At 61.7% G+C, this 25,478-nt stretch carries 25 protein-coding genes and 1 pseudogene; 17 read left to right on the forward strand and 9 right to left on the reverse strand.

Going from position 1 to position 25,478, the window contains the following annotated elements:
* Positions 1–139 precede the first annotated feature (139 nt).
* A complete protein-coding gene (locus MPN23_RS12595) occupies positions 140–604 on the forward strand; it encodes a rubredoxin-like domain-containing protein (protein WP_243544543.1) in 465 nt (154 codons plus the stop codon).
* A gap of 7 nt (positions 605–611) precedes the next feature.
* On the opposite strand, the gene mobB is transcribed toward MPN23_RS12595, so the two are convergent.
* A complete protein-coding gene (gene mobB / locus MPN23_RS12600) occupies positions 612–1,148 on the reverse strand; it encodes a molybdopterin-guanine dinucleotide biosynthesis protein B (RefSeq protein ID WP_243544544.1) in 537 nt (178 codons plus the stop codon).
* Between the two features lie 124 nt (positions 1,149–1,272).
* Between mobB and fdhD the strand changes: the two genes are divergently transcribed.
* The 8 genes and pseudogenes from fdhD (at position 1,273) to MPN23_RS12640 (ending at position 13,318) form a co-directional block, all read left to right on the forward strand.
* A complete protein-coding gene (fdhD, locus tag MPN23_RS12605) occupies positions 1,273–2,052 on the forward strand; it encodes a formate dehydrogenase accessory sulfurtransferase FdhD (protein ID WP_243544545.1) in 780 nt (259 codons plus the stop codon).
* A gap of 4 nt (positions 2,053–2,056) precedes the next feature.
* A complete protein-coding gene (locus MPN23_RS12610) occupies positions 2,057–3,271 on the forward strand; it encodes a molybdopterin molybdotransferase MoeA (RefSeq protein WP_243544546.1) in 1,215 nt (404 codons plus the stop codon).
* 228 nt (positions 3,272–3,499) lie between these two features.
* Complete coding sequence (locus MPN23_RS12615; RefSeq protein ID WP_243544547.1) at positions 3,500–4,387, forward strand: formate dehydrogenase accessory protein FdhE; 888 nt, start codon at positions 3,500–3,502, stop codon at positions 4,385–4,387.
* Positions 4,388–4,398: 11 nt separating this feature from the next.
* A complete protein-coding gene (locus tag MPN23_RS12620) occupies positions 4,399–5,343 on the forward strand; it encodes an IS1595 family transposase (RefSeq protein WP_243544548.1) in 945 nt (314 codons plus the stop codon).
* Positions 5,344–5,434: 91 nt separating this feature from the next.
* Entirely contained in the window at positions 5,435–7,831 is a 2,397-nt protein-coding gene (locus MPN23_RS12625; protein ID WP_243544549.1) for a PAS domain S-box protein, read from the forward strand.
* A 179-nt stretch (positions 7,832–8,010) separates the two neighbouring features.
* A pseudogene (locus MPN23_RS12630) lies at positions 8,011–10,261 on the forward strand (vitamin B12-dependent ribonucleotide reductase).
* Between the two features lie 477 nt (positions 10,262–10,738).
* Positions 10,739–11,938, forward strand: a complete 1,200-nt coding sequence (gene rocD, locus MPN23_RS12635; RefSeq protein ID WP_243544550.1) for an ornithine--oxo-acid transaminase — start codon at positions 10,739–10,741, stop codon at positions 11,936–11,938.
* 51 nt (positions 11,939–11,989) lie between these two features.
* Entirely contained in the window at positions 11,990–13,318 is a 1,329-nt protein-coding gene (locus tag MPN23_RS12640) for a cyclic 2,3-diphosphoglycerate synthase (protein ID WP_243544551.1), read from the forward strand.
* Between the two features lie 15 nt (positions 13,319–13,333).
* Here the strand turns inward: MPN23_RS12640 and MPN23_RS12645 are convergent, their stop codons facing one another.
* The 3 genes from MPN23_RS12645 to MPN23_RS12655 all read right to left on the reverse strand — a co-directional run bounded on the left by MPN23_RS12645 (position 13,334) and on the right by MPN23_RS12655 (position 15,293).
* Positions 13,334–14,050 carry a class I SAM-dependent methyltransferase gene (locus MPN23_RS12645; RefSeq protein ID WP_243544552.1) on the reverse strand — a complete coding sequence of 239 codons (717 nt, stop codon included), beginning with the start codon at positions 14,048–14,050 and terminating at the stop codon, positions 13,334–13,336.
* 85 nt (positions 14,051–14,135) lie between these two features.
* Positions 14,136–14,981, reverse strand: coding sequence for a deoxyribonuclease IV (locus MPN23_RS12650; RefSeq protein WP_243544553.1), 846 nt, complete (start codon positions 14,979–14,981; stop codon positions 14,136–14,138).
* A 30-nt stretch (positions 14,982–15,011) separates the two neighbouring features.
* On the reverse strand, positions 15,012–15,293 hold the full coding sequence (locus MPN23_RS12655) for a hypothetical protein (RefSeq protein WP_243544554.1): 282 nt from the start codon (positions 15,291–15,293) through the stop codon (positions 15,012–15,014).
* 190 nt (positions 15,294–15,483) lie between these two features.
* Here MPN23_RS12655 and MPN23_RS12660 point away from each other — a divergent pair, with 190 nt between their 5' ends.
* The 3 genes from MPN23_RS12660 to MPN23_RS12670 are packed head-to-tail and all read left to right on the forward strand — an operon-like array spanning position 15,484 to position 17,281.
* Complete coding sequence (locus MPN23_RS12660) at positions 15,484–16,032, forward strand: hypothetical protein (RefSeq protein ID WP_243544555.1); 549 nt, start codon at positions 15,484–15,486, stop codon at positions 16,030–16,032.
* Positions 16,029–16,529 carry a hypothetical protein gene (locus MPN23_RS12665; protein ID WP_243544556.1) on the forward strand — a complete coding sequence of 167 codons (501 nt, stop codon included), beginning with the start codon at positions 16,029–16,031 and terminating at the stop codon, positions 16,527–16,529. The genes MPN23_RS12660 and MPN23_RS12665 overlap by 4 nt, the downstream gene beginning before the upstream one ends.
* 11 nt (positions 16,530–16,540) lie before the next feature.
* Positions 16,541–17,281: a hypothetical protein gene (locus MPN23_RS12670; RefSeq protein ID WP_243544557.1), complete on the forward strand. Its 741-nt coding sequence runs from the start codon at positions 16,541–16,543 to the stop codon at positions 17,279–17,281.
* 21 nt (positions 17,282–17,302) lie between these two features.
* Here MPN23_RS12670 and MPN23_RS12675 read toward each other — a convergent pair whose 3' ends face one another.
* On the reverse strand, positions 17,303–18,187 hold the full coding sequence (locus MPN23_RS12675) for a LysR family transcriptional regulator (RefSeq protein ID WP_243544558.1): 885 nt from the start codon (positions 18,185–18,187) through the stop codon (positions 17,303–17,305).
* A 146-nt stretch (positions 18,188–18,333) separates the two neighbouring features.
* Here MPN23_RS12675 and MPN23_RS12680 point away from each other — a divergent pair, with 146 nt between their 5' ends.
* Entirely contained in the window at positions 18,334–18,498 is a 165-nt protein-coding gene (locus MPN23_RS12680) for a hypothetical protein (protein ID WP_243544559.1), read from the forward strand.
* 185 nt (positions 18,499–18,683) lie between these two features.
* On the opposite strand, the gene MPN23_RS12685 is transcribed toward MPN23_RS12680, so the two are convergent.
* Positions 18,684–19,877, reverse strand: a complete 1,194-nt coding sequence (locus tag MPN23_RS12685; protein ID WP_243544560.1) for a pyridoxal phosphate-dependent aminotransferase — start codon at positions 19,875–19,877, stop codon at positions 18,684–18,686.
* A 157-nt stretch (positions 19,878–20,034) separates the two neighbouring features.
* On the opposite strand from MPN23_RS12685, the gene MPN23_RS12690 reads away from it, so the two are divergent.
* The 3 genes from MPN23_RS12690 to MPN23_RS12700 are packed head-to-tail and all read left to right on the forward strand — an operon-like array spanning position 20,035 to position 21,541.
* On the forward strand, positions 20,035–20,610 hold the full coding sequence (locus MPN23_RS12690; protein ID WP_243544561.1) for a 5-formyltetrahydrofolate cyclo-ligase: 576 nt from the start codon (positions 20,035–20,037) through the stop codon (positions 20,608–20,610).
* On the forward strand, positions 20,598–21,362 hold the full coding sequence (locus tag MPN23_RS12695) for a purine nucleoside phosphorylase YfiH/LACC1 family protein (protein ID WP_243544562.1): 765 nt from the start codon (positions 20,598–20,600) through the stop codon (positions 21,360–21,362). The genes MPN23_RS12690 and MPN23_RS12695 overlap by 13 nt, the downstream gene beginning before the upstream one ends.
* A 2-nt stretch (positions 21,363–21,364) precedes the next feature.
* On the forward strand, positions 21,365–21,541 hold the full coding sequence (locus MPN23_RS12700) for a hypothetical protein (RefSeq protein WP_243544563.1): 177 nt from the start codon (positions 21,365–21,367) through the stop codon (positions 21,539–21,541).
* Between the two features lie 5 nt (positions 21,542–21,546).
* Here the strand turns inward: MPN23_RS12700 and MPN23_RS12705 are convergent, their stop codons facing one another.
* The 3 genes from MPN23_RS12705 to MPN23_RS12715 all read right to left on the reverse strand — a co-directional run bounded on the left by MPN23_RS12705 (position 21,547) and on the right by MPN23_RS12715 (position 24,433).
* A complete protein-coding gene (locus MPN23_RS12705; protein ID WP_243544564.1) occupies positions 21,547–21,969 on the reverse strand; it encodes a DUF4079 family protein in 423 nt (140 codons plus the stop codon).
* 526 nt (positions 21,970–22,495) lie between these two features.
* Positions 22,496–23,671, reverse strand: coding sequence for a pyridoxal phosphate-dependent aminotransferase (locus tag MPN23_RS12710; protein ID WP_243544565.1), 1,176 nt, complete (start codon positions 23,669–23,671; stop codon positions 22,496–22,498).
* A gap of 126 nt (positions 23,672–23,797) precedes the next feature.
* A complete protein-coding gene (locus MPN23_RS12715; protein WP_243544566.1) occupies positions 23,798–24,433 on the reverse strand; it encodes a LysE/ArgO family amino acid transporter in 636 nt (211 codons plus the stop codon).
* A 103-nt stretch (positions 24,434–24,536) separates the two neighbouring features.
* Here MPN23_RS12715 and MPN23_RS12720 point away from each other — a divergent pair, with 103 nt between their 5' ends.
* Positions 24,537–25,427 (forward strand): LysR family transcriptional regulator ArgP, encoded by an 891-nt coding sequence (locus MPN23_RS12720; RefSeq protein WP_243544567.1) that lies wholly within the window; start codon positions 24,537–24,539, stop codon positions 25,425–25,427.
* Positions 25,428–25,478 lie beyond the last annotated feature (51 nt).

Consider the following 25,478-nt stretch of genomic DNA (forward strand, 5'->3'; position numbering starts at 1 on the left):
TCTGAATTTGGTTGAAGAAATATGCGAATGCGCCCAAGATGGCGCACATCCGCAAGCAATCTCATTCCGCTTCCCCTTCGTCAATAGTATTCATTATTTTATAGGTAGGCAATTAGCATGGAACAGAGTTGGGAAAAAATTGGAAAGGGCCTATGTCACGGAAGCCGTGGCTGCGGCAGCCAATGAAATGCACGCGCTTCGGGCCGAACGCGAAAACAGGCCCGGGGCGGCAAGGACCTTTCGCGCCCTGGCACTGGCGCGGCACACGCATGCGTCCAGAGCGCTCATGCTGCTCAGGGGGCGCATCGGGGATACGGACACCAATCTGGAAGACACGCTTCAGGACCTGCGGGGCTGGATCGACGAGTACAGGGAGGGGGTTGCCATTGCCGGCGAGGAAGGCGCCACGCCCGTGGAGGCCGCGTTGTCCCAGTTTCTGAAGACCGCCATGAACCACAAGGCACTGGCCGAAAAGGCGGATTCCCTGTCCGAAACCGGGCTGCACGTCTGCCGCATCTGCGGATTCGTGGCGCAGGGCAACATGGCGCCGGAACGGTGCCCGGTGTGCGACGCGGTCCGGGAGAAATTCCAGACCGTGGACTAGACCGGCCTCATTTTTCCCCGGACCACATGCCGCTGGCCACCCAGCCGAGCAGATGCCGGGCCAGCCATTGGGCCGCGCCCTCGGCATCGTCCGGGGAAAAGGTCGGCACCCCGACATCGGTCGGCTTGTCCGTGATCATGGCCAGAAGCTGCTTTTCCCCGGCAATCGACCGGGTGCACAGGGGCAGGTCGTGTGCCTCGGGGCGAAAAATCTCCATCTTGGGAAAATCCGATCGGAAATACCCCTCGGCGATGACCAGATGCCGATCCCGGAAATACGTGTCCACAATCTGCTCCAGAGACATTTCCCGCTCCACGCTCCTGATCATTGCGACCTGGGCCGGGGAAGAGACCACCACGGTTTCGGCCCCGCATTTGCGGTGCCGCCACGAATCCTTGCCTTCATGATCCATGTCGAACGAATGGGCGTCGTGCTTGACCGTGCCCACGGATACGCCCAGTCGGGCCAGCGCGGGCACGAGCTTTTCGATGAACGTGGTCTTTCCGGATTTCTTCTTGCCCACCATGCAGACGACCTTGGTCATGCTTTCCTCCCTCGGGTGTGAAAGTCTGGGGAATTGCCCGGGCGTTGCCCTGCGCCGGACTCCTTTTCTATAACCGCAGATACGGGAAAACGCCATGGGTTCCCGGGAATGTTCGGAGGAAGACATGGACTCCCTATCCTATGAAGTGAAACAATACGGTCCGAACGGGTTTACCCCGACCCCGATCCGGTCCATCCGCGAAGTGCCGCTGACCATCATGCTCAACGGCCGCGAGGTGGTGACCCTGCTGTGCACGGGCAAGCACCCGGAATACCTTGCCGTGGGCTTTCTCAAGTCCGACGCCTTTGTCTCCGATCCGGACCAGATCACCGACCTGACCGTGCGTGAACAGGAAGATCGGCTTGTGGCCGAGGTGGAGACCTGCAACGATCCGTGGAAAAACCGGGTCATGGAACGGTCCATCACCTCGGGCTGCGGCAAGGGCACGAATTTCGGCCGCAACGTGACCACCATTTCCCGGCGGCGGCTTTCCGGAGACGTGCGCGTCACCCCGGAACAGGTGCTGTCTCTGGCCCGGGAGCTGCACGAGCGGTCCACGCTTTACACGGCCACGCGCGGGTGCCACAATTCCTCCCTGTGCACCCCCACCGAAATGCTCTTCTTTCGCGAGGACATCGGCAGACACAATGCCATCGACATGATCTGCGGCCAGTGCTTTCTGGAAGACGTGAGCGTGGACGACAAGATGATCGTGTCCACGGGCCGCGTGGCCTCGGAAATCCTGCTCAAGGTGGTGCGCATCGGAGTTCCGGTCATGATCTCCACGGCCGTGGCAACCAGTTTTTCCGTGGAACTGGCCCGCAAGACCGGAGTCACCCTCATCGGCAATGTGAAGCACGACAGCTTCTGGGTCTACAACGACCCCGGACGCATACAGGACTAGGAACATGACGCTGACGCAAATCACCCGGGAAAAGGCCGTGAAACGGCTGATGGAACGGGTGCGCCCGAGTCGCGTCGTGGAACTGCCTCCGTCCCGCGCCGTGGGGCTGGCCGCTGCTGCGGACATGCTTGCCGGAGTCTCGGTGCCCGAACAGGCCGTGTCCCTGCGCGACGGCTACGCATTGGCCGCCCGGGATTCGGCACAGGCTTCCGACGCTGCCCCGGCAGTTCTGGCGATACGCGGCGAGATTCATGCGGAAACCCGATCCTCCGAGCCGCTCGAACCCGGCACGGCCGTGCGCATCCTTACGGGTGGGCCCCTGCCCTCGGGGGCGGACTGTGTTGTTGCGGAAGAGGATGTCCGGGAGCAGTCCGGTTCCCTGATCCTGACTGCGCCGCTTCGACCCGGCTGGTTCACGTCCGGTCCCGGCGCGGACATTGGTGCCCATGACCTGATTCTCGCCAAAGGCGGTTCGGTCACACCTCAGGCCGCAGCCGTTCTCGCACGAACCCGCACGCCGCTGGTTTCCGTGCACGAGCCGCCCGCAGTACGGATTCTGGCCGTGGGCAGCGAACTGGCCCCGCCGGATCAGGCCGGGCCGGGCCGCATTCCTGCCGACAATCTGGTGCTGGCCTCGGGACTGGCCGCACGGACCGGAGCCGTGGTGGAATCCGCCATCCCGGTCAGGGACGATCCCGACGCCCTGATGCGCGAACTCGTGCGCGAGCCTGCCCCCGCTCTCATCATCACTTCGGGCGGCACTGGCCGCAGCGAACGGGATTTCACTGCGAACGCCGCCATGCGCGCGGGATTCGAACCGCTGTTCCAGGGCGTTGCCATGCGCCCGGGCAAGAGCGTTTTCGCGGGCATGCGCAACACCACCCTGATGGTCAGCCTGCCCGGTCCGCCCGGTGCGGTGTTCGCCTGCATGCATGCTCTGGTCCTGCCCGTGCTGCGCGGCATGGCCGGGTTTGCTCCGTCTTCGCCTCTTCGGGTCGAGCTTGCGGATTCCCTGTATGCCAAGCCCGGACTGGAGTGGCTGGTTCCCTGCGCCGTGCGTCTTGAAAATGCGCGGCTGACCGCCTCGCCCCTGATCGGCCGGAATGTTCCCGTGCTTCTTTCCCTGTCCCGGGCAAACGCAATTCTGCCCCTTGCTCCGGGCACGGCCCTTGCCCCCGGAGATTCGGCTCCGGCGCTCTCCCCCCTTTTCTATTCGTAAGATAGATATTATCTATGAAAGAGGCAGAAGTGGCGCCATCCCTTGGATGCCGCTGGTCTTGAACCATATCATTATGCTCAAAAAGACATAAAATAGGTTGCTCTATTTTCTCGAAATGATTTGACTTGTTCAAAGGCTGGTGCCAAACTTTGAGCAGGTCTGGAATCGTTGGCACGTCTGAGTCTGAAACCTAGCGTTTCGGCATATTCGGAGAAACGCGAGGTATTCATGAGTTACGATTACGAGGAAGCTGGCCGCAGAATGGAGTCGAAGATCGCCCACATCAAGGCGAAGCAGGCGCTGCCCGGAGAATTGGTCAACCTGATCGAAGATGTGGCACGCATGCAGCTCTCGGCCAGACAACAGGCCTCGGTGTCCCTGTCCGAGGATTTGGCCTGCGCGTCCGGCGAGGACGTGATCCGGGGCGTGCCGCTGGTGGCCCGGGACGCGTTTCCCCATGACCGCGAACAGGCCCGGAATCTGCTGGATCAGGTGTTCGGCCTGATCGGTCGGGGTGACATGCCCATGCAGAAGGGCGCGGCGCTGCTGGCCGAAGCCCTGCAGAAGAACGAGCTTGTCCCGGACGAGCTGTTCGATGCGTATTTTTCCGAGAACACGACATTTTTCGAAAAATGGTCGCAGGTCACGCCGGAGGCGCCCCAGTTGACGCGGTTTCTGGCTGCGGCAGCGCTCGGTCCGTCCATCGAGGTTGCCGCGGAGCTGCTGGCCGAGCGGCTGCCCGAAGTGACCACATGGCATAACGGCTCCTGCCCGATCTGCGGCTCCCTGCCCCTGATCTCGTCCCTGCGCCAGCGGGAGGGATTTCGGCACATGACCTGTTCGTTCTGTCGCCACGAGTTCCGGGTGCGGCGCATTGCCTGTCCGGTCTGCGGCGAGGACGACCAGAAGAAACTGACCTTTTTCACGGTGGAACAGGAACCGGGTTTTCGCGTGGATGTGTGCCAGACCTGCAAGGCATACATCAAGACCATTGATTTCCGGGCCCTGGATCGGGTCCCGCTCCCGGTGCTGGACGACCTCGACTCCCTTGTTCTGGATTACGTGGCCATGGATCAGGGGTATCGGCGAGGTACGCTCTCGGCCTGGGGATTCTAGGAGAGAACATCATGGAAGCGGCGCGCTGCGAATATGATCCCGCCATTGTCGGCAATGCGGTTCCCGCCTTTGCGGAACAACAGTACCCGAACAATATCAAGGCCCTGCTGCGTAACGAGCAGCGGGCCCGGGAGTTCCTGCTCGCCCACTGCTGGCCCGGGGGTGAACCCTACTGCCCCCGCTGCGGCAATCGCAAGATATACACCCTGTCCGGCCAGCGGTTGCGCTGCTCTTCCTGCAAGTACACGTTCCAGCCCTTTTCCGGCCGCTGGATCAACAACGGCGCGCTTTCCTGCACGGAATGGATCGGCCTGACCCGGCTCTTCATGCAGGAACGCACCGTGCATCAGATGAAGCAGGATCTGGGCCTGTCCTACAATACCGTGTACAAGGCCCTGACCGCGCTCCGGTTCGCCATTCTGGCCCATGCCCCGGACGCGACCCAGCTCATGGGCCCGGAAACCGGGCTGAATTCCTATCTCAAGGGAACCCGTCTCACGGGCGGGCCCAAGGACATGCGCATGGACACCATTCCGGTCTACGGCATTTTGCATCGGGACGGACTGGTATTCATCGATCTGGTGCCCGGATTCCAGGCCGAAACCGTGTTTCATTTCCACATGAACTTCCGGCTCAAGCTGGTGCGGGCCGGCAACCTCGTCTACACGGACAGGTACAAGGATTACGACGCACTGGTGTTCTGCGGCAACGAGTCCCTGCCGTACGAAATCATCCGCCGCCATGACGAACCACCCATGATCGATGCCAGAAACGACAGCTTCTGGCGATTCGCCCGGGGCAGGCTCAAGAAGTTCCGGGGCATTTCCTGCCAGCGGTTCCCCTTGTATCTCAAGGAGCTGGAATTCCGCTACAACAACCGCGAGTCCCAGATATTCGAGGCTCTGGTTTCCCGACTTTGCGCTCTCGTGCCCGACCTTGGAGCAAAAACGGGGTAGCGCGCTTCGATTTTCCGATCCGTTATTTTTTTTTGAAAACGGATGCAAAAAATCATGTATCCCGAGGGGAAAAAAGCCCTATAGGGAAATGATGAACCCGGATTCCCGCCGATTCCGACTGTTTCGGGCTGTTTGGGCAGCCATGCTTCTGGTTCTGGCCGTGTCTGCGGTTTGGCCCGGGACTTCGGCGGCCCAGCAGTTGCGGCCCGAGCTGGAGGGAAATGCCCTGAAGCTTTTTCCCGAGGAAACAGCGTTTCTCGCCGCCCATCCCAATCCGCGCATCGGATTCATGATCGATGCACCGCCGGTCATCTTCCGGGGTGAGGACGGCCGGATGCAGGGCATGGTTGCGGACTACATGGCTCTGGTGACCCAACGCATCGGCTTGAAGCCGCGTCAGATCATTGCCAGCAGCTTCAAGTCGCTTCTGGAACTGGCCAAGGCCCGGGAAGTCGATCTGGTTTCCGTGGTGGCCAATTCCCCGGAACGCAGTCGGGAACTGCTCATCTCCCGCCCCTACCTGCTTTTGCCCATCGTGGTCGTGACCCGCAGCGACTTTCCCTTCATTGCCGGGCTGAACGACCTTCGGGGACGCTCCGTGGCCGTGGGCCAGGGCCATCTGGCGCACCTGCGTCTTGCCAAGGATTACCCGGGGCTGGAACTGCTTCCCGTGACCGGGTCCATGGCCGGGCTGCGCGCGGTTGCCAACGGGCAGGTGGATGCCTATGTGGCGCCGCAGGCCTCCGTGGAATTCGTGAGCCGACAGGCCGGATTCACCACCCTCAAGGTGGCGGCCATCACCCAGTACAACTACCAGCTTTCCATCGGCGTGCGAAAGGACTGGCCCGAAATGCTCGATCTGGTCAATCGGGCTCTGGATACCATTTCCCAGGCGGAACGCCGCGAAATCTACGACTACTGGAGCGTGATGCGTTCCCGCGACTGGGTGGACCGCTCCCATTCGTGGCGCATCGCGTTTTACGTGGGCGGCGGCGCCGTGTTCGTGCTGGCCGTCTTCCTGTTCTGGAACCGCAGGCTCGCACGCGAGGTGCGCATGCGCCAGCTTGCCGAAGATCGGCTGCGCGAGGCCATGATCACCAACCGGGAGATCATCGAGTCCACGGACGTGATCATCGTGGGACTGGATTCCGAGGGCCGGGTGCAGCTTTTCAATGCCGCCGGGGAACGCATCACCGGCTATACCCGGGATGAACTTGCGGGAAAGGACTGGTTCGACGTGGTGGTGCCCCGGGAACGCTTTCCCTATGTTCGCGAGGAATTCGCCCGGCTCATGGCAGCGGGCGAGGGCGTGCAGGATACCTTTCAGAATCCGATCCTCACCCGAAGCGGGGAATTGCGGCACATTCTGTGGCGCAACAGCGCCATTGCCACGCGAGGCACGAATCTGGCCATGGTTTCCTTCGGCACGGACGTGACCAACCGCGTCCGGGCCGAAGAGGAGCTTCGCCTGACACAGTTCGCCATGGACAACGCGGCAGTGGCCATATTCCGGCTCAAGCCCGACGGCTCCATCGACTATGCCAACATCGCGGCCATGGAAATGTTCGGCTATTCCCGGGCCGAAATGAGCGGCCTGCGCGTGCTCGATCTGGATGCGGATCTGGATCAGGATGCGTGGCCCGAACTGCTGGCCACGATCAAGGCGCAGGGCAAGGTGGTGATGGAACGCACCGGCCTGACCCGCAAGTCCGGGCTGCTGCCCATCGAGGTCACGGCCTACCGATTGTCGTTCAAGGGAAACGAAATGGTCATCGCGTTCGTGCAGGACATTGCCGAGCGCAAGCGGCTGGAGGCGTTGCGCGACGATGTGGAACGCATGATCCGGCATGATCTCAAGTCCCCGGCCCTGGCTACGCAGACCCTGTTCAAGCTGTTGCGCAATGCCGAAAACCTGACCGACTCCCAGCGCGGACTTGTGGACAGCGTGGGGCAGGCCGGAGATCGCATGGTCCGGCTCATCAACCTGTCGCACGCCCTGTACAAGATGGAGGAGGGCTCCTATCTCCCGACCTTGCAGCGCGTGGACCTGCTGCGCGTGCTGGATACCGTGGGCGAGGAGCTCGGACCGCTGCTGCGTGCCAAGAACGTCAGCCTGAGCATGACATTGTCCGGGAAGCCTGTCGGCCCGAACAACGTGTTTTCCGTGCCCTGCGAGGAAATCCTCGGTTATGCCCTGCTTTCCAATCTGGTTCGCAACGCGGTGGAGGCTTCTCCCGATCGGGAAACCGTGAACGTGGATCTGCATACCGGAGACCGGCACCGCATCGTGGTCTCGAACAAGGGTGCGGTTCCCGCTGCCATCCGCAGCCGTTTCTTCGACAAGTACGTGACCCACGGCAAGAAGCGCGGCACCGGACTGGGCACGTACACCGCGCGGCTCGTGACCACCACCCTCGGCGGAGACATCAGACTTGATGTCCCGGATTCGACCACCACCCGCATAACCGTTCTGCTACCCAAGAAATAATTGCGAATGATTCCTAGATGTTCTTGTCCGAAAAATCGGCTTTTTCCTTTGCGTCGAGTTTTTCGGCTGGCCTTTTTTTTCCCCTTCGGCTAGTCTAGAGATTCTCTAACGCCATCAGGGGATGATGGCGTTTTTGGTCAAAACAGTCTTTCTTTTCAGTACGTTAGGAGTTGTATCTCATGTCGGAAATAAAGATGCCCGCCAAGTTGCCCGCCCCAATCATCAACGAAAACGCCAAGATAGTTCTGTCTCGTCGCTACTTTCGAAAGGACGCCCAGGGGCTGCCTTTCGAAACCGCGCAGGAGATGTTCTGGCGGGTTGGCGCGGCCATTGCCGCGGAAGAGGCCAAGTACGAAAAATCTCCGTACACGCCTGCAAAACTGGCCCGGGAATTCTATGATCTGATGACCTCCTACCGCTTTCTGCCCAATTCCCCGACCCTGATGAATGCGGGGACCGATCTGGGCCAGCTTGCGGCCTGTTTCGTGCTGCCGGTGGAGGATTCCATCGAGGGCATTTTCGACGCGGTCAAGCACGCGGCCATCATCCACAAATCCGGTGGCGGAACCGGGTTTTTCCTTTTCCCGGCTGCGGCCCAGGGATTCCCGGGTCGGGTCCACGGGCGGCGTGGCGTCCGGCCCGCTGTCCTTTCTGCGCATCTTCAACTGTGCCACCGAGCAGATCAAGCAGGGCGGCACCCGGCGCGGAGCCAACATGGGCATTCTGCGCATCGACCATCCCGACATCATGGAATTCATCAAGGCCAAGGAACGGGATGGCGAGCTGAACAATTTCAATCTGTCCGTGGCTCTGACCGAGCGCTTCATGCAAGCCGTGGAAAAGGGCGAGGACTACGACCTGATCGCGCCCCATACGGGCAAGGTCAAGGATACGCTCAATGCACGCGAGGTGTTCAACATCCTCGTGAACAAGGCATGGGAGTCCGGAGACCCGGGCATCGTGTTTCTCGACCGCATCAATCGCGACAATCCCACGCCGGAACAGGGGGATATCGAATCCACCAACCCGTGCGGGGAGCAGCCGCTTCTGCCCTATGAGGCCTGCAATCTCGGCTCCATCAATCTCGGCCTGTTCCATGCCAGAGGCAAAAACGGCCGGGATGGCGAAGTGGACTGGGACGGCCTGAAGCAGACCATTCATCTGTCCGTGCGCTTTCTGGACAACGTGATCGACGCGTCCCGCTATCCTCTGGATCAGATCACCGAGACCGTGGGCCGCAACCGCAAGATCGGACTGGGCGTGATGGGCTGGGCCGACCTGCTCTATCAGCTCCGCATTCCCTACAACTCCCAGAAGGCCGTGGACCTTGGCGAACGCGTCATGAAGTTCATGCACGACGAGGCCCGATCCGCGTCCAAGACACTGGCCGCAGAGCGCGGTCCTTTCCCGGCCTATGCGGATTCCGTGTTCGGCAAGGCCAATCTCGGCCCCTACCGCAACGCCACCACGACCACCATCGCGCCTACGGGCACGCTCTCCATCATCGCGGGCTGCTCCTCGGGCGTGGAACCCCTGTTCGCGCTCAGCTTCGTGCGCAATGTCATGGACAACGACAAGCTCGTGGAGACCAACCCCCACTTCGAGGCCGCGCTCAAGGAGGCGGACGCCTACAGCTCCAAGCTCATGGAGGAAGTGGCCCGGGTCGGGTCCATCCGCCGGATCGAGCACCTGCCCGAGGACATTCGCGAAGTGTTCGTCACGTCCATGGACATCGAACCGCTCTGGCATCTCAGGATGCAGGCCGCATTCCAGAAATACACGGACAACGCGGTTTCCAAGACCGTGAACCTGCCCAACGCGGCCACGCGCGAGGAAATCTGGGACATCTACTGGAAGGCCTACGAATACGGCTGCAAGGGCGTGACCGTGTATCGCGACGGGTCCAAGACCTCGCAGGTGCTCTGTACCGGCGACGGAGACAAGGAAAAGGACGCCAAGGCGGAAAAGGCCAAGTCGCAGGTCCAGACCCGGCCGGACGTGATCTACGGGTTCACCCAGAAGGTCGAGACTGGACTCGGTGCGCTGTATCTCACGATCAACGAGATGAATGGCAAGCCCTTCGAGGTGTTCGCCACCATCGGCAAGTCCGGCGGGTCCATCACGGCCAAGGCCGAGGCCATCGGCAGGCTCGTGTCCCTTGCCCTGCGATCCGGCGTGACCGTGCGAGATATCGTGGAACAGCTCAAGGGCATTGGCGGCGAAAATCCCAAGTTCATGAAAAAGCATCTGGTCAAGTCCATCCCGGATGCCATCGCCCTCGTGTTCGAAACCCGCTACCTGCGCGGCGAAAACGTGCCCATCCACGGCAATTCCCTGACGCATGAAGTCTGCCCCGACTGCGGCGAACCCCTGGTCTTCGAGGAAGGCTGCAACATCTGCAAGGCCTGCGGCTATACCAAATGCGGCTAGGACGAAGAAGAATGCCTTCGGCGACCAGAGAACCCTTTGAAAAGGGTTCTCTGGACTCTCCTAAACTTTCTGGTTCTACGCCGCCTGTGGGGGATGAGGGAACTTGTCCGGCTCGTCTGGCGGCGTAGGGAGCTGCGGAAAAGCAGGAGCTTCCGCTATCGAGAAATCAGAACTCAGGGGAAACAGGCAAAGGGAAAAGCAGTTTTTTTGAAGCCAGTCACCCCGTCTTGAGAATTGGAAGAGGCCGGATGCATGACCCGACAGGGCATGCATCCGGCCTCTTCCAATTCTCAAGACAGAATGGGGATCCAAGGGGCCTTGCTCCTTGGCGGGTCCGGGCAGAGCCCGGCCCCCCGGAAGGGTTGCCGAAGGCCTCTTCCTCCGCATTGACAACAGGGGCGGGCAATGGGAGTGTACTGAGTGAATTCCCATGTCCGGACAGTGTGTTTTGTCAATCGAACAGAGGGGAGGCAGGCCATGAGGGCTGACGAGTACATCCAGCTTGAGGACCAGTACGGGGCGCACAACTACAAGCCTTTGGACGTGGTGCTTTCGCGCGGCAGTGGCGTATGGGTGTGGGACGTGGATGGCAACCAGTACATGGACTGCCTTTCCGCGTATTCGGCCGTGAATCAGGGGCATTGTCATCCGCGCATACTGTCGGCCATGCAGACGCAGGCCGAGCGGCTGACCTTGACCTCGCGCGCGTTCCGCAACGATCAGCTCGGGCTGTTGTATCGGGAGCTGTGCGACCTGACCCGTTCGCACAAGGTGCTGCCCATGAATTCCGGGGCCGAGGCCGTGGAGACCGCGATCAAGGCCGTGCGCAAATGGGGGTATCTGGTCCGGGGCGTCCCCGAGAACAAGGCCGAAATCATCGTGTGCGCGGACAATTTTCATGGCCGCACCATCACCATCATCAGCTTTTCCACGGACCCCACGTCCACCACGGACTTCGGGCCGTTCACGCCCGGATTCAGGGTGATTCCGTATGGCGATGCACAGGCGCTGGCCGACGCGATCACGGACAATACGGTCGCGTTTCTGGTGGAGCCGATCCAGGGCGAAGCCGGGGTGATCATTCCGCCGGACGGATACCTGCGCAAGGTGCGGCGCATCTGCGACGATGCGGGAATAGCCCTGATACTGGACGAAATCCAGACAGGGCTGGGCCGCACCGGCAAACTGCTGGCCGAGGAGCACGAGGGCATCGAAGCCGACCTGACGTTGATTGGAAAGGCGCTGTCCGGCGGGTTTTATCCGGTGTCGGCCGTGCTTTCCAATACCGAGATACTGGGCGTGCTCAAGCCCGGGGAACACGGGTCCACGTTCGGGGGCAATCCGCTGGCCTGCGCCGTGGCCCGGGCCGCATTGCGCGTGCTGGTCGACGAGGGCCTGATCGGCAATGCTGCGCGCATGGGCGACCATTTTCTGTCCCGGCTGCGGGAGATCGAAAATCCCGATATCCGGGAGGTGCGCGGCAAAGGGCTGCTGCTGGCCGTGGAATTCCATCCCGAGGCCGGGGGAGCGCGCCAGTACTGCGAACGCCTCAGGCAGGCCGGGCTGCTCTGCAAGGAGACGCATCACGACATCATCCGTTTTGCCCCGCCTCTGGTCATTACCCGGGATCAGGTGGATTGGGCGGTGGACCGGGCCGCGCCCATCCTGTCCGCATAGCCGGACAGCGCATTCCCCGTTGCATTGCTTGCGAAATTCAGGAGTCGGAACATGGTCGAGAACGTCATCATCATGGGAGCGGCAGGCAGGGATTTCCACAACTTCAACGTCTATTTCCGGGGCAACCCGCGTTACAACGTGGTCTGTTTCACGGCCACGCAGATTCCGGACATCGACGGTCGCCGATATCCGTCTGAGCTGGCCGGGGACGCGTATCCCGAGGGCATTCCCATTGTGCCGGACGCGGATATTGCCGGGCTGATCCGGGAAAATCGCGTTGATCTGGTCATGTTCGCGTATTCCGACATTTCCCATGCCGAGGTCATGCGCAAGGCGTCCGTGGTCACGGCCTCGGGCGCGGATTTCATGATCGCGGGCGTGCCCTATACCATGATCAAGGCCAACAGACCCGTGATCTCGGTCTGCGCGGTACGCACGGGCTGCGGCAAGTCGCAGACCAGCCGCGAGGTCTGGCGCATCCTGCGGGACATGGGCCGCCGTGCCGTGGTCATCCGCCATCCCATGCCCTATGGCGATCTGACACGACAGGCGGTGCAGCGGTTCGAGAAATACGAGGACTTCGAGGCGCATCACTGCACCATCGAGGAGCGCGAGGAATACGAGCCCGTGGTGCGCATGGGCGGGATCATCTATGCAGGCGTGGATTATGCCCGGATTCTGGAGCGGGCCGAGCAGGAGGCGGACGTGATCATCTGGGACGGGGGCAACAACGACACCCCGTTCTACCGGCCGGACCTGCACATCGTGGTGCTGGACCCGCACCGGGCCGGGCACGAGCTGCGCTATCATCCCGGGGAAACCAATCTGCGCATGGCGGACGTGGCCGTGATCAACAAGGTGGACTCCGCGAATCCCGAGGACGTGGAGACCGTGCGCCGCAACATCCGGGCGTGCAATGCCCACGCCGTGATCATTCGGGCGGATTCGGCAATCACGACCGACGATCCGGACATGATCCGGGGCAAACGCGTGCTTGTGGTGGAGGACGGCCCGACCCTGACGCACGGGGAAATGACCTTTGGCGCGGGCTCCATTGCCGCCGAGCGCATGGGGGCGCGGGAAATGGTGGACCCGAGGCCGTTTCTGCAGGGTTCCCTGCGCGGGGTGTTCGAACGCTATCCGCACATCGGCACCGTGCTTCCGGCCATGGGGTACGGCGCGGCGCAGATGCGCGATCTGGAAAACACCATCAATGCGGCGGATTGCGACCTTGTGATCTCGGGCACGCCCATCGACCTGACCGGGCTGCTGAATATCAGCAGGCCCGTGGCGCATGTGCGCTATGAATACCGGGACAATTCCACGCCCACGCTTGCGGACGCGATTCGGGAATGGGCCGGGAAAACCATGGAAAAATGAAGGGGAACGGCCGGATCAGCCCATTTCCGGTTCGGAACGCCATGCCGGCAGCGGGGTCAGGGGACGTACCCCCTTGAAGTCCACGCGCATGGCCACGAATGCCCCGACCCATGGCGGATAGATGTGTCGGTTTGCGGCATTGGCCACGCCTGTTGTCTTCCAGCTCTGTTGCGGGCCGGGCAGTACCGAACGGGCGACCGTGGGGCGATATCCGGTAACACGGAAGACCATGTCGCGCATTTCCGGCCAGGAGAGCCATGAGGCCTTGCTCATGGGGCCGTCATCGGACTTGACGTTCAGGTGGTAGTACAGGGAGCAGCGGTTCAGAAATCCGACGAGAATGCCCTTTTCCGCAACCCGCGCCGCTTCCGCAAGCATCTCTTCCTGCTCGTCCGCGAATTCCAGCACGGACCACAGGAACACGTAGTCGTACTGGTTGTCGTCAAAGGCCAGATGCTCGCCGTTGCCCATCTGAAGGTCGGCCCGGTGGCCGAGCCGGGCGCGCGCGGTCCGCAGCATTTCCAGATCCCTGTCCACGCCGGACACGTCAAAGCCCATTTCCCAGAGCGCCTCCAGAAACAGGCCGGTTCCGCAGCCCACTTCCAGAAGCTTGCGGCAACGCCGGGGCCAGCCTGAAATCACGCTTTCCAGCAGCCGGATTTCGCGGTCCAGAGCGTATTGCCCTTCCGGGGTCTTGAACCAGTCTTCGTAGTGCTCGGGGTTCCAGGACATGCTCGCTCCTTGGGCGGGGGTCAGGCCCACCCGTGAAGGACTGTACCATGTTGGAGAGCTGTGTAAATAGGTCGGGCTCCCGAGGCTACGCGGCAAGTGCGCGCAATACCGAAAGGTTGTGCACGTCCTCGGACAGGTCCTTGCCCTTCGGGGTTTCCAGGGTCCTGGGGACCTCGGAAAAGCCCGGATCGCGCATGAGGTTGCGAAAGCCGTCCTTGCCGATGTGCCCCTGCCCGATGTGTTCGTGGCGGTCCTTGCGCGAGCCGAGCGGATGTTTCGAGTCGTTCACGTGAAAGAAGCGCAGCCGGTCCAGACCGATGACGCGGTCGAATTCGTCGAATGTGGCGCGGTATGCCTCGGGGGTGCGGATGTCGTAGCCTGCGGCAAAGGTGTGGCAGGTGTCATAGCACACGCCCAGACGCGAACCATGGTCCGAGGCCTTGATGATCCGGGCCAGTTCCTCGAAACTGGCACCGAGATTGGTGCCCTGTCCTGCCGTGGTTTCCAGCAGGATCATGCCCGAGGCCGTGCCTGATTCGGCAATGGCCCGGTCCAGATTGCGCACGTAGCGGTCCAGCCCGATGTCCGGGCCGTCGCCCAGATGCGAGCCGGGATGCGTCACCAGAAAGGGAATGCCCAGAGTCTCGATGCGGCGCAGCTCCTCGCTGAATGCGTTCATGGACCGCTCGGCCTGCTCGACTTTGCCCGAGGCGAGATTGATGAGATAGGAGTCGTGGGCGGCAATCGGATAGTCGCCCCACGCCTTCCAGGCCGAGCGGAACAGGTCCGCATCCCTGTTGGTCAGGGGCGGAATCGTCCACTGGCGCTGGTTGCGCGTGAATATCTGGAGGGCGGTCCCGTCCACCTTGCGGATATGCTCGAAAGCCTTGTGCAGGCCCCCGGCAATGGACATGTGCGACCCGAGGTACACGGTAAACCCCCTCCCGTGAAAAACCGCGTTCTACTTGATCCAGCCGTTCAGGGCTTCGACGATCTTCTCGGCCTGAGCCTTGCTGGAAATGTTGAACTTGGATTTGGGGCGATACGTGCCGTCAACCTTCTGGTAGCGGCGGATGGTGTATTTTTCGGGACCGAATTCCTGTTTGGCCCGGTTGAAATCCTGATAGCGGAACAGGATGGTGGTCCATGCGCCCTTGGACAGCACGACCTTGTCCAGTTCCTGGACGATAAGCTGACCGTCCTCGGAATAATTGATGGTGATTTCGTCTACGGTGGAAGCCACGTTGCATCTCCTATATTGGTCTTGCCGCCTTTGCGGCAGGGCTTTCCATACATAGCCATGGGCCAAAGGGCAAGGGCTAGATTCATGCGGGAACCGTCCGTTCCGGCCATGTTTTCCCGGTTTTTTCCCTTGCCCCAAGGGCCCTTGCCCGTGACGCGGCTTTGCAGTACATTCCGCATGGAGAAAAGTCGTGACGTCCCAGCCCCGCATCAAGCCGTCCAGGCATCCCGCATCCGGAAGAGGTCCGGCCGCGCCCGCGTACGATCCGTACCGGGCATCGGCGCGTTTTCTCGGCGCCATGGTCTGGGTCGTGGCCGTGGGCCTGCTGTTCTGCGCCGGGCAGGGCGTGCGCTATCTGGCTCATCATGTTCAGGCGGACGATCTGGACCGGGAGACCCGCCGGCTCTATGTCTCGGTCCTTGGCGAGGATATCGGTCAGAGCCCGTTCGGTCGGCTCCAGTTCGAGCAGGGCAAGCTCACGGCCCAGCGCCGCATCGGTCTGGACCCCCTGAGCGTGATCGAAGCGCTGGGCGGACCGGCCATGGACTCCCTGCGTCTGGAATCCCTGACCGTGGACCGGCGGTCCGCCACGGCGACCGGGTTCTTCGGTCCGCACGAGGAGCGGTTCGACGACTATCTTGCGGCTCTGGACGAAAATGAGAAATACGAATTCCGGCTGACCCGGCGCGAACAGGCTTTGGGCGGCGTGAGTTTTTCCCTTTCCGTGGAGTTGCGATGAGCCGGGACAGGACCGACAGATATTTCTGGGAAAAATGGAATCCCCTGAAACAGCAGCGATTCTTTCGACTTTCCCTTGTCGGCATGGCCCTGACCATGCTGGGCCTGTTCATTGCCCTGTTTCTGCTTACGGGCAGTCTGGCCGAGAGCATTGAAAAGAAGAAGGAACGATATGGGGCAGTTGCCGTGATCGCCAACGAAGTGAACACGCTGCGTGCCCGGCAGGGCGATCTGGTGGATCAGCCCGTGGACAAGGCCGTCTGGGTCGTGGTGGATGCCCTTGATCTTGATCCGAATCTCATGTCCCTGCGTCCCACGACCACCGAGGACGGGCAGAAGGCGTTTCAGGCGGAGTTCGAGGCCCTGCCCCTGACCAGAACCGTGGCCCTGCTCGCCGGGCTTCGGGATCGCGCCGGATTGCAGTATCCCCGGTGCGAGCTCACGCGCAACCAGAGCGACCCCAGACTGGCCGACCTGCGGCTGGTGCTGGCGCGATAGGGACGATCGTCATGCATTTGCCCACGCCAAGGACCACACCCGCGCGCATTCTGGCGATTCTTGTGCTTGCCCTTGCCGGCTTTGCGTTCGGCATTGCCCTGTTCATGCCGTGGGACAAGCTGTGGACATCGGTTCTGGTCCGTTTCGACGAGGAATTGTCCTCGGCCGGATTCAGCTGGGAATCCATGGACCGGGAAGGGCCGTTGAGCTTCCGGCTCGTGAATCTGGAGGTGGCTGCGGCCGGAATGCCGGGCGTGCTTCGTTTCGAGCATGCCTACGTGCGCATGGGCAATTCGCCTCTGGCCAAGGTCCGGCTGGATACGGGCGGACCGCAGTGCACGCTCGGGATATACCGCAACGGCCGTTTCGAGTTCGAGGGGGAACTCAATCTGACCTATCTGTTCGGGCACGGCGATTATCAGGGACAGCTCCATGCCTCGGGCAGCCTGTTTCTGCCTGCCGGGGCCGTGCTGCCGAAAAAGGGCTGGGTGGATTTGCGTTCGCAGCAGCTCATTCTGCCGCGCAACCGGATGTGCCGGGATTTTGCCTTTACCGCGGAAGTCGCGGACGCGGACGTGCGCATTCGCGACTTCTCCATTGCCGCGCCTCTGGCCGTGCGAGCCGGAGGTTCCATGAAGCTTTCCCCGACCAACCTGTTCGCGTCCACCTATGCGGTGCAGGGCGAACGGGATGTGAACGGGAGCACCATTCCCTACGCCTCGTCCGGGATTCTGGCCGACGTGCTCGAATAGCTGCCCGGACAGCCTGCCACTCTATTCCACATTCCACACGGCCTTGACGCCTTCGAGCAGGGCGCGAAGGGCCGGGTCGTCGCGCTTGGCCGCGCGATAGGCGAATCCCACATCCACGGGATAGCTGCCCAGAGAGCGGCAGATGGCAAGGTGTCCGGCGGCCTTGAGTTCCTCGGCCTCGTCGTCGCGCATGATGGCAAGGCCCTTGCCCGCGATGATGATCTGACGGATGAGCTCTTCGGAATCCGCGCCAATGGTGTGTTCCGGAGCTATGCCGTGCTTCTTGCAGATGTAGTCCTGAATTTCCTGAAACAGGCTGCCTTCCGGGGTGGTCACCCATGGCAGGCTGGAAAGCTCCTCTGCGCCGGCCGTGTCCAGCGTCTCCTTCCACGAGGCCGGGCCGACAATGTGATATTCGGGCCTGGCCAGTGGCAGGGTCTCCAGATCGTGGCGCGAGGTCTTCCAGAACACGAAGCCCGCGTCCAGCCGCTTTTCCTCCATGTCCTGAAGGATGTTCACGGTCGGGCTCTGGGACAGCCTGAGCTTGAGCCGGGGATGGTGTTCGGCCATGTGGGCCAGCAATTCGCCCACGCGCAGGTATCCGGGCGTGGTGCACAGGCCGATGGAGACCGTGCCCGAGAGTTCGCCCCGAAAGGTTTCGGCCTTGCGCAGCAGGGATTCCGCGGCGTTCAGCACGCCTTCGGCCTCGCCCACCAGAGCCGTTCCCGCATCGGTCAGTTCCACGCCGCGCGGGGTGCGCACGAAAAGCCGGATGCCAAGCTCCTGTTCCAATGCCTTGATATGCGCACTCACTGCGGGCTGGGTCGCGTGCACACGCTTGCCCCCCCGGGTGAAATTGCCTTCCTCGGCCACTGCCACAAACGTCCGAAGCTGATAGAGTTCCATTGCAAAAATGTCCTGTGGCCCGCGTGGATGCTTCGTTATAAGATTTGCTTATGACTGGCTTCACGCATTGTTATTGGACGATCGTATGCCCGCAGGCATATGTACAAGTCATCCCTTGAGGATACCCGAGCACAAGGAGGATTTCCATGCGCGTGGCCCGAAAGAAAACGTTTTCGTTCTTGTATCTGTTTCAGCCCGAGGACTCAACCGGACTGCACTCCTATGAGAATCAGGCCGGCGGGGTGCTCAAGGTACTTTTCTGGACAGGCATGTCCTTCATGATGTCAGTGGGCATTTCCCAGCTCATTTAGATATATTTCCAACGGGTACGGAATTTACCGTCAGCAGTCTCCCCCAAACCACTGCCCGGTAGGTTCCAAAAGGAACGGCGCGACGTCTCTCCCTCTCAGTCGCGCCGTTTTTTTTTATCCTTTTTCCGTCCGGCAAGGGGCCGGGTCCCAAATCGGACCATTCGGCCACCTGCCGGCGGACATCTTCATTGCTTCATGTTTTCCATGGCCTTGGCAAAGCCGTTCCGCGCCCTGCGGATGATGACTTCGGGCACGCAGAAGGACAGCCGGAAATAGCCGGGATAGCCGAATCCGGTGCCGGGAACGGCCAGGATGCGCTGTTCCTGAAGCACGCTGCAGAACTTCACGTCATCTCCGCCCGGGGCTTCCGGGAAGAAGTAGAACGCGCCGCGAGGCATGGTGTACTTGTAGCCCGCGTTGTCCAGCACCTCGGCCATGGCCGCGCGCCGTTCCTCGTAGATGCTCTTGTCCACGCCGCTGCCGAGCGCCTTGCGCAGCAGTTTCTGGGCAAGGGCCGGGGCATTGACGAACCCGAGAATGCGGTTGGTCATGACAATGGCCGCAACCATGGCGTCCCAGTTCGGCATGACCGGGTTCACGCAGGCATAGCCCACGCGTTCTCCTGCCATGGACAGGTTCTTGGAAAAGGACGAACACACCACGGAATAGGGATAGATGTCGAGCAGGCTCGGCACTTCCGCACCGTCAAAGGACAGGAAGCGGTAGGGCTCGTCCGCCAGAATGAACACGGGCCGCTTGCGTCCCTTGTTGTGCTCCTCCAGAATCGCGGCCAGACCTTCCAGTTCCTCGCGGGAATACACCGCGCCCGTGGGGTTGTTGGGCGAATTGATGAGCACCACGCGGGTATGGTCGGTCAGGGCGGCCCTGATGCCTTCCAGATCCAGCTCGAAGGTCAGGGGCTTGGACGGCACGGGTTTGAGCGTGGCCTGATGGTTTTCGCAGTAGAAGCCGTATTCCACGAAATAGGGCGCGGGCGTGATCACTTCGTCGCCCGGATCGAGCACGGCGCGAAAAAACGCATTCAGCGCACCGGCTGCGCCGCAGGTGATGACCAGATTCTCCCCGGCAACCGACATGCCCTGTTCGCGGGAGACCTGTTCGGCCAGGGCCTGACGCACGTCCGGATAGCCGAAGTTGGGCATGTAGCCCATGAAAAACGGCTCGTCCGCATGCTCGGCCAGCTCGGCCAGCCCCTCGGCAATGGCGGGCGGCGGCGGCAGGTCCGGATTGCCAAGACTGAAGTCGCAGACCGCGTCCTCGCCGAACTGTTTCTTCATCTTGATGCCTTCTTCGAACATCTTCCTGATCCAGGATGCGTGATCCATATATCCGTTGATCTGGGAAGCAAGCAATTCCATATCCACTCTCCTTGGTTTTCGATTGCGCGGACACCATACGGAATATCCGATCGGTTTGAAAGACGATGAACGCAAATCCGGTCCGAACCGTGATCCCGGCAGGGGCCGAGTCTGCCCGCGCTGGATTGTCCGGGCCGGGCGTGGTAGATGAAAGCGTATGAAGAGCAAGGGAAATCTGCGCAAATCGCTTCTGGACAGGCGACAGGGGCTGACGCACGAAACCGTGCGCGAGGCCAGCCTGCGCGTGGTGGAACGCATCCGTTCGCTGGATGCGTGGCGCAATGCCCGGGAAGTGCTGCTCTACTGGCCCGTGCGCAACGAACCGGACATCCGGCCGCTCATGGCCGACCTGTGGCAGCGCGAAGTGCGCGTGCTTCTGCCCCGCTGCATACCGGACCGGCCCGGGGAAATGGACCTGGCCTGCGTGAATCGGGAATGCGACCTGACGCCGGGCATGTATTCCATCATGGAACCGGATGCCGAGGCCTGCCCGGCCGTGCAGTCCTGCTGTCCGGACATGGTGCTGGTGCCGGGCGTGGGGTTCGACCGTCACGGTTTCCGTCTGGGCTTCGGCGGCGGCTATTACGACCGCCTGCTGGCCTCGGAGGATTTTTGCGCAACCGTTTCCGTGGGCATTGCCCATGATTTCCAGCTTGTCGACGAATTGCCCACCGAAGAGTGGGACCAGCCCGTAACCCTTGTCTGCACGGATCGCGAACTATGGCGCCCATAGCGTATACCCCGTTTCATTTCACCGGCATTCCCGCTGTCTGCTGTGCGTTCACGTCCCGCCTGGGCGGAGTGAGCGAGCCGCCGCATGACGGAGCCAATCTGTCCTATGACGTGCGTGACGAGGCCGAGGCCGTATCCCGCAATCGCATTCTGCTTGCCGATCGGCTCGGCCTGCAATCATGGACCGAATGCAACCAGATTCACGGGGATGCAATGCATTTCGACCCGGCCCCGGACGCGCCCGAGGCCCGTGCCACACTGGACGGGGACGGACTGGCCACGGCCCGGCCCGGGCAGGCTCTGGTCATCAAGACCGCAGACTGTCAGCCCGTGCTGCTGGCCCATGCGGACGGTCGGCACGTGGCGGCCCTGCACGTGGGCTGGCGCGGCAATCTGTGCGATTTTCCGGGATCGGGCGTGGCCCGGTTCTGCGACCACTACGGTCTGGACCCGGCAGACATCTTTGCGGTGCGCGGCCCGAGTCTGGGACCGGATGCTGCGGAATTCGTGAATTTCGAAACGGATTTCGGCCCGAAGTTCCGGAACTACTTCAACGAGGAAACCCGGACCATGGACCTGTGGCGGCTGACGCGCGACCAGCTGGAAAACGCGGGGCTGCGTCCGGATCGCATCTTCGGCGTGGACCTGTGCACCCGGACCCGGTGCGAAACCTATTTTTCCTATCGCAAGGCGTGCATGGGCGGGAACCCGATCACGGGCCGTCAGGCAGGCATCATCTGGATACGGGGGTAGGCGTGGGCATTCTGACCAAGTTCATCATCATTCTTGTGCTCATCCTGTTCATAACCGGCCAGATCACTTCATCGAAATCCAAACGCGCGGCCAATCGCCAGAAAACCACGAACATCCTGCTCGTGATCCTCATCATCACGGTAGCCATGTCCATCGTGACCTCGTTCGTCCGGGACTAGGACCGTCATAAAATGAAATCGCGGATCACGGCCCAGCCCGTGCGGAACTGGTAGAACGCCAGAAACAGCAGAAGAAGATTGCCCAGCCCGTGCAGCAGGGGCAGAACCAGCCGCTTCCGTTTCCACCTGTCCATGTACAGCCCCGAAGCCAGCCCGAACAGGATCAGGGGAAGCATGAGAAACGCGACCTTGTAATGCTGACCCGTGACCAGCATCACGGACCACTTGAGCTTGGCCGCGAACATGCCACCGCCCAATCCCGCCAGCCAGGTGCACAGGGCGATCTTTCCGACCACCACATGCCGTTTCCACAGAAATTGCGTCCGTTTGCCCAGGTGCCGGGACAAAAAACGCTCCATTCCGAGATACCCGGCATAAAGCGCCACGAACGTGGCCAGAACCTGCAGAATGGGGTGCAGCCAAAGCATCGCGCCTCCCGTCGACTGATGGATATTGCCTTCCACCCTACCTCATGTGATGAGAAATTTCCCGTCTTTTCGGAGGAAGAATGCCTTCGGCGACCAGAGAACCCTTTGAAAAGGGGTTCTCTGGACTCTCCGAAACTTTCTGGTTCTACGCCGCCTGCAAGGGATGAGGGAACTTGTCCGGCTCGTCTGGCGGCGTAGGGAGCTGCGGAAGAGCGGAAGTTTTCGCTATCGAAGAAAAGAACTCAGGGGAAACAGGCAAAGAGAGAAAAACAAATATATCCTTTGAAGCCAACCCGTCTTGAGAATTCGAAGAGGCCGGATGCATGTCCCGACAGGGCATGTATCCGGCCTCTTCGAATTCTCAAGACAGAATGGGGATCCAAGGGGCCTTGCTCCTTGGCGGGTCCGGGCAGAGCCCGGCCCCCCGGGAGGGTCGCCGAAGGCATTCCCCCCTCCGATCCAATGAAAACAGGCCCGGAATCGCACGATTCCGGGCCTGTCCTGTCTTCTTTCGGCAGTGCAGGGGCTACTTGCCGGTCAGCACCTTGCCGACCTTGTCCAGCGCGGAACGCAACACGTCGTCGTCCACGGCATAGGAAAAGCGGATGCAGTCGTCGTCGCCGAACGCGGAACCCGGGACCAGCGCCACGCCGGCCTGTTCCAGAATCCTGGTGCACATGGACGCGGAATCCGGGGTTTCCGGGGTGTAGAACTGCTTGAGGACCGGGAACAGATAGAATGCGCCGTCCGGCTTGGGACAGGTCGCGCCCCAGCCATTGACAATGATGTCGTAGGCCATGTCCCTGCGGCGCACGAACGCCTTTTTCATGTCGTCCAGAATATCCCAGGAGCCGGACAACGCGGCCAGCGCCGCCTTCTGGGTCACGGAATTGATGTTGGAGGTGGACTGGCCCTGAATCCTGACCATGGCCTTGACCAGTTCCTCGTGCGCCAGTGCGTAGCCCACGCGCCAGCCCGTCATGCAGAAGGACTTGGACAGCGCGCCCACGATGGCGATGGACTCCGGATGCGCCTCCCAGAGCTTGGACAGGGAGGCCGGAGTGGCCGGATCGTACACCAGCCGGTCATAGACCTCGTCGGAAATGATGAACACGTCATGCTGCCGCGCCCACGCCGCAATGTCGTCGAGCTGGGCCTGCGTGTAGCAGCAGCCCGTGGGGTTGGACGGCGAGTTCAGGATCAGCACGCGGGTGCGATCCGTGCGCAGTTGTTCCAGATCATCCACGGAAACCAGAAAATGCTGGTCCGGGGTGGTGGGCACGAACACGGAAACGCCCTCGGCCAACTGGACCATGGCCGGATAGCTCACCCAGTAGGGCGAAGGGATGAGCACTTCGTCGCCCGGATTGATCAGGGCCATGAGCAGGTTGTAGAGCACCTGCTTGCCGCCGTTGGAAATGATGGTGTTGGCGCCCTCGGCCTTTGCTCCGTAGAACCGATCGTAATACCCGGCCACGGCCTCGCGCAGCTCGGGAATGCCCGGAACCGGGGTGTATCTGGTGAAGCCTTCGTCCAGAGCCTGCTTGGCTGCGTCGCATACGTGCGGCGGCGTGCCGAAATCGGGCTGACCCACGGCAAGGCTCACGATTTCCCTGCCCTGCGCCTTGAGTTCCTGTGCCTTGGCGTTCACCGCCAGCGTTGCGGACGGCTTGATCCTGGCCAGTCTGTCGGAAATGCGCATGTCGAATGTCCTGCTTTTTTGTTGGATTGGACCGCGAAAAACGTTGCTCCCGCCTCCGTGTTCCCATAGTGCAAATCCCCACGGACGTAAATCCGTATGTGGAACAGGTCATCCGCGCGCATTTTCCTATCCGGCCACGCCAAGTCCTCCGGCAAGTGCACTTCTGGTCAGGGAAAGAGCGAGATACCACATGGTCAGGCAGACCACGGAGTCGAGCACGCGCCATGTGACGGCCTTGCGAAAGAGCGGGGCAAGCAGGCCGCCGCCGAGTGTGAGACAGGCAAACCAGATCAGGGATGCGGTTATGGCCCCGGACCCGAACCAGTAGCGGTCGGGCGCGGGATACTGGCCGCTGATGCTGCCCATGAGCACCACGGTATCCAGATAGAAATGCGGGTTGAGCAGGGTCACGGCCAGCGTCATGGCCAGAGTCCGGCGCAGGGTGTCGCCCTGATCCGTGCCGATTTCCAGCCGCCCGCCCCGGATCGCGGACCGCATGGCCCCCCAGCCGTACCAGAACAGGAAAAGCGCACCGCCCCATGCCGCTATTTCACCGAGAATCGGATTCGCGGCCACAGCAGTCCCCACACCGGATACGCCAAGGGAAATGAACACCGCGTCGCACAGGATGCAGAGCAGGGCCACGGCAAGGGGATGGTTGCGCCGCACCCCCTGCGTGAGCACGAACGCGTTCTGCGCGCCGATGGCCACGATCAACCCTCCGCCCATTGCCAAACCCTGCACATATGCCGTGGAAACCATGTTTCTCCTCCGAAATGATGTTCTGGACGAGTGCATAGCTCGGACCGGGCCGTAAGGGAAATTCATTGTTCGCATGATGCAGTAGTTCTGCTAATACTTCCTCATGCTCGATTACAAACTCGTGGAAGCATTCGCCGCAGTGGTCAGTTGCGGCGGATTCGAAAAGGCGGCCCAGTCCCTGCACTTGACCCAGTCGGCCGTGTCCCAGCGCGTGAAGCAGCTGGAGGAACAGTCCGGCCGCATCCTGCTGGTGCGTTCCACCCCACCGCGTCCGACTCCGGCGGGCCGGGACATGCTTCGGCATTACCGACAGGTCAAGCGGCTGGAGGACGACCTTGCCTCGACCATCGGCCCGGGCAGCAGCGGGTTCACGGTCCTGCCCGTGGGCGTGAACGCGGACAGCCTGGTCACATGGTTCCTGCCTGCGGTGCAGGATTTTCTGGAGGCGGAATCCGTGCTGCTGGATCTGTCCGTGGATGATCAGGACGAGACCCACAAGCTGTTGCGCGGCGGCGAGGTGCTGGGCTGCGTGAGCGCGCGGCCCGAACCGTTTCAGGGCTGCCGCGTGGAATTTCTCGGGGTGATGGACTATCGATTGTGCGGCACACCGGCGTATGCAACGCGCTGGTTTCCGAACGGATTCACCCGGGAGGCTGCGGCGCACGCGCCGATCATGCTGTACAACCGCAAGGATGAACTGCACGTCAAGCTGTTCGAGCAGGCCTTCGGGGAAACGGTTTCCGGCCACCCCACCGCGTATGTGCCGTCCTCGGGCAAATTTCCGGATTTCGTGCTGACCGGACAGGTGAGCGGCATGCTGCCGGACGAGGACTGTCTGGAGCACATCCGGGCCGGGCGCATGGTCAATCTGGTTGGCGACATGGTCCTGCCCATTCCCCTGTACTGGCACAGCTGGGGACTGGATTCCGCCCTGCTCAAGGGATTTTCCGCCGCCTTGGCACGAGGCGCGCGTTCGCGGCTCCGCCAACCCTGATCAGCGTGGCACACGCAGAACAGCCCGAATCGCGATGTTGGCGATCCGGTC

It is taken from the genome of Pseudodesulfovibrio tunisiensis, assembly GCF_022809775.1.
Taxonomy (GTDB): domain Bacteria; phylum Desulfobacterota; class Desulfovibrionia; order Desulfovibrionales; family Desulfovibrionaceae; genus Pseudodesulfovibrio; species Pseudodesulfovibrio tunisiensis.

Bases quoted from the DNA above. Each gene is read 5' to 3' on its own strand.
- mobB (WP_243544544.1), bottom strand. From the start codon at position 1,148: ATGACCAAGGTCGTCTGCATGGTGGGCAAGAAGAAATCCGGAAAGACC.
- fdhD (WP_243544545.1), top strand. From the start codon at position 1,273: ATGGACTCCCTATCCTATGAAGTGAAACAATACGGTCCGAACGGGTTT.
- MPN23_RS12610 (WP_243544546.1), top strand. From the start codon at position 2,057: ATGACGCTGACGCAAATCACCCGGGAAAAGGCCGTGAAACGGCTGATG.
- MPN23_RS12615 (WP_243544547.1), top strand. From the start codon at position 3,500: ATGAGTTACGATTACGAGGAAGCTGGCCGCAGAATGGAGTCGAAGATC.
- MPN23_RS12620 (WP_243544548.1), top strand. From the start codon at position 4,399: ATGGAAGCGGCGCGCTGCGAATATGATCCCGCCATTGTCGGCAATGCG.
- MPN23_RS12625 (WP_243544549.1), top strand. From the start codon at position 5,435: ATGAACCCGGATTCCCGCCGATTCCGACTGTTTCGGGCTGTTTGGGCA.
- rocD (WP_243544550.1), top strand. From the start codon at position 10,739: ATGAGGGCTGACGAGTACATCCAGCTTGAGGACCAGTACGGGGCGCAC.
- MPN23_RS12640 (WP_243544551.1), top strand. From the start codon at position 11,990: ATGGTCGAGAACGTCATCATCATGGGAGCGGCAGGCAGGGATTTCCAC.
- MPN23_RS12645 (WP_243544552.1), bottom strand. From the start codon at position 14,050: ATGTCCTGGAACCCCGAGCACTACGAAGACTGGTTCAAGACCCCGGAA.
- MPN23_RS12665 (WP_243544556.1), top strand. From the start codon at position 16,029: ATGAGCCGGGACAGGACCGACAGATATTTCTGGGAAAAATGGAATCCC.
- MPN23_RS12670 (WP_243544557.1), top strand. From the start codon at position 16,541: ATGCATTTGCCCACGCCAAGGACCACACCCGCGCGCATTCTGGCGATT.
- MPN23_RS12675 (WP_243544558.1), bottom strand. From the start codon at position 18,187: ATGGAACTCTATCAGCTTCGGACGTTTGTGGCAGTGGCCGAGGAAGGC.
- MPN23_RS12680 (WP_243544559.1), top strand. From the start codon at position 18,334: ATGCGCGTGGCCCGAAAGAAAACGTTTTCGTTCTTGTATCTGTTTCAG.
- MPN23_RS12685 (WP_243544560.1), bottom strand. From the start codon at position 19,877: ATGGAATTGCTTGCTTCCCAGATCAACGGATATATGGATCACGCATCC.
- MPN23_RS12690 (WP_243544561.1), top strand. From the start codon at position 20,035: ATGAAGAGCAAGGGAAATCTGCGCAAATCGCTTCTGGACAGGCGACAG.
- MPN23_RS12695 (WP_243544562.1), top strand. From the start codon at position 20,598: ATGGCGCCCATAGCGTATACCCCGTTTCATTTCACCGGCATTCCCGCT.
- MPN23_RS12705 (WP_243544564.1), bottom strand. From the start codon at position 21,969: ATGCTTTGGCTGCACCCCATTCTGCAGGTTCTGGCCACGTTCGTGGCG.
- MPN23_RS12710 (WP_243544565.1), bottom strand. From the start codon at position 23,671: ATGCGCATTTCCGACAGACTGGCCAGGATCAAGCCGTCCGCAACGCTG.
- MPN23_RS12715 (WP_243544566.1), bottom strand. From the start codon at position 24,433: ATGGTTTCCACGGCATATGTGCAGGGTTTGGCAATGGGCGGAGGGTTG.
- MPN23_RS12720 (WP_243544567.1), top strand. From the start codon at position 24,537: ATGCTCGATTACAAACTCGTGGAAGCATTCGCCGCAGTGGTCAGTTGC.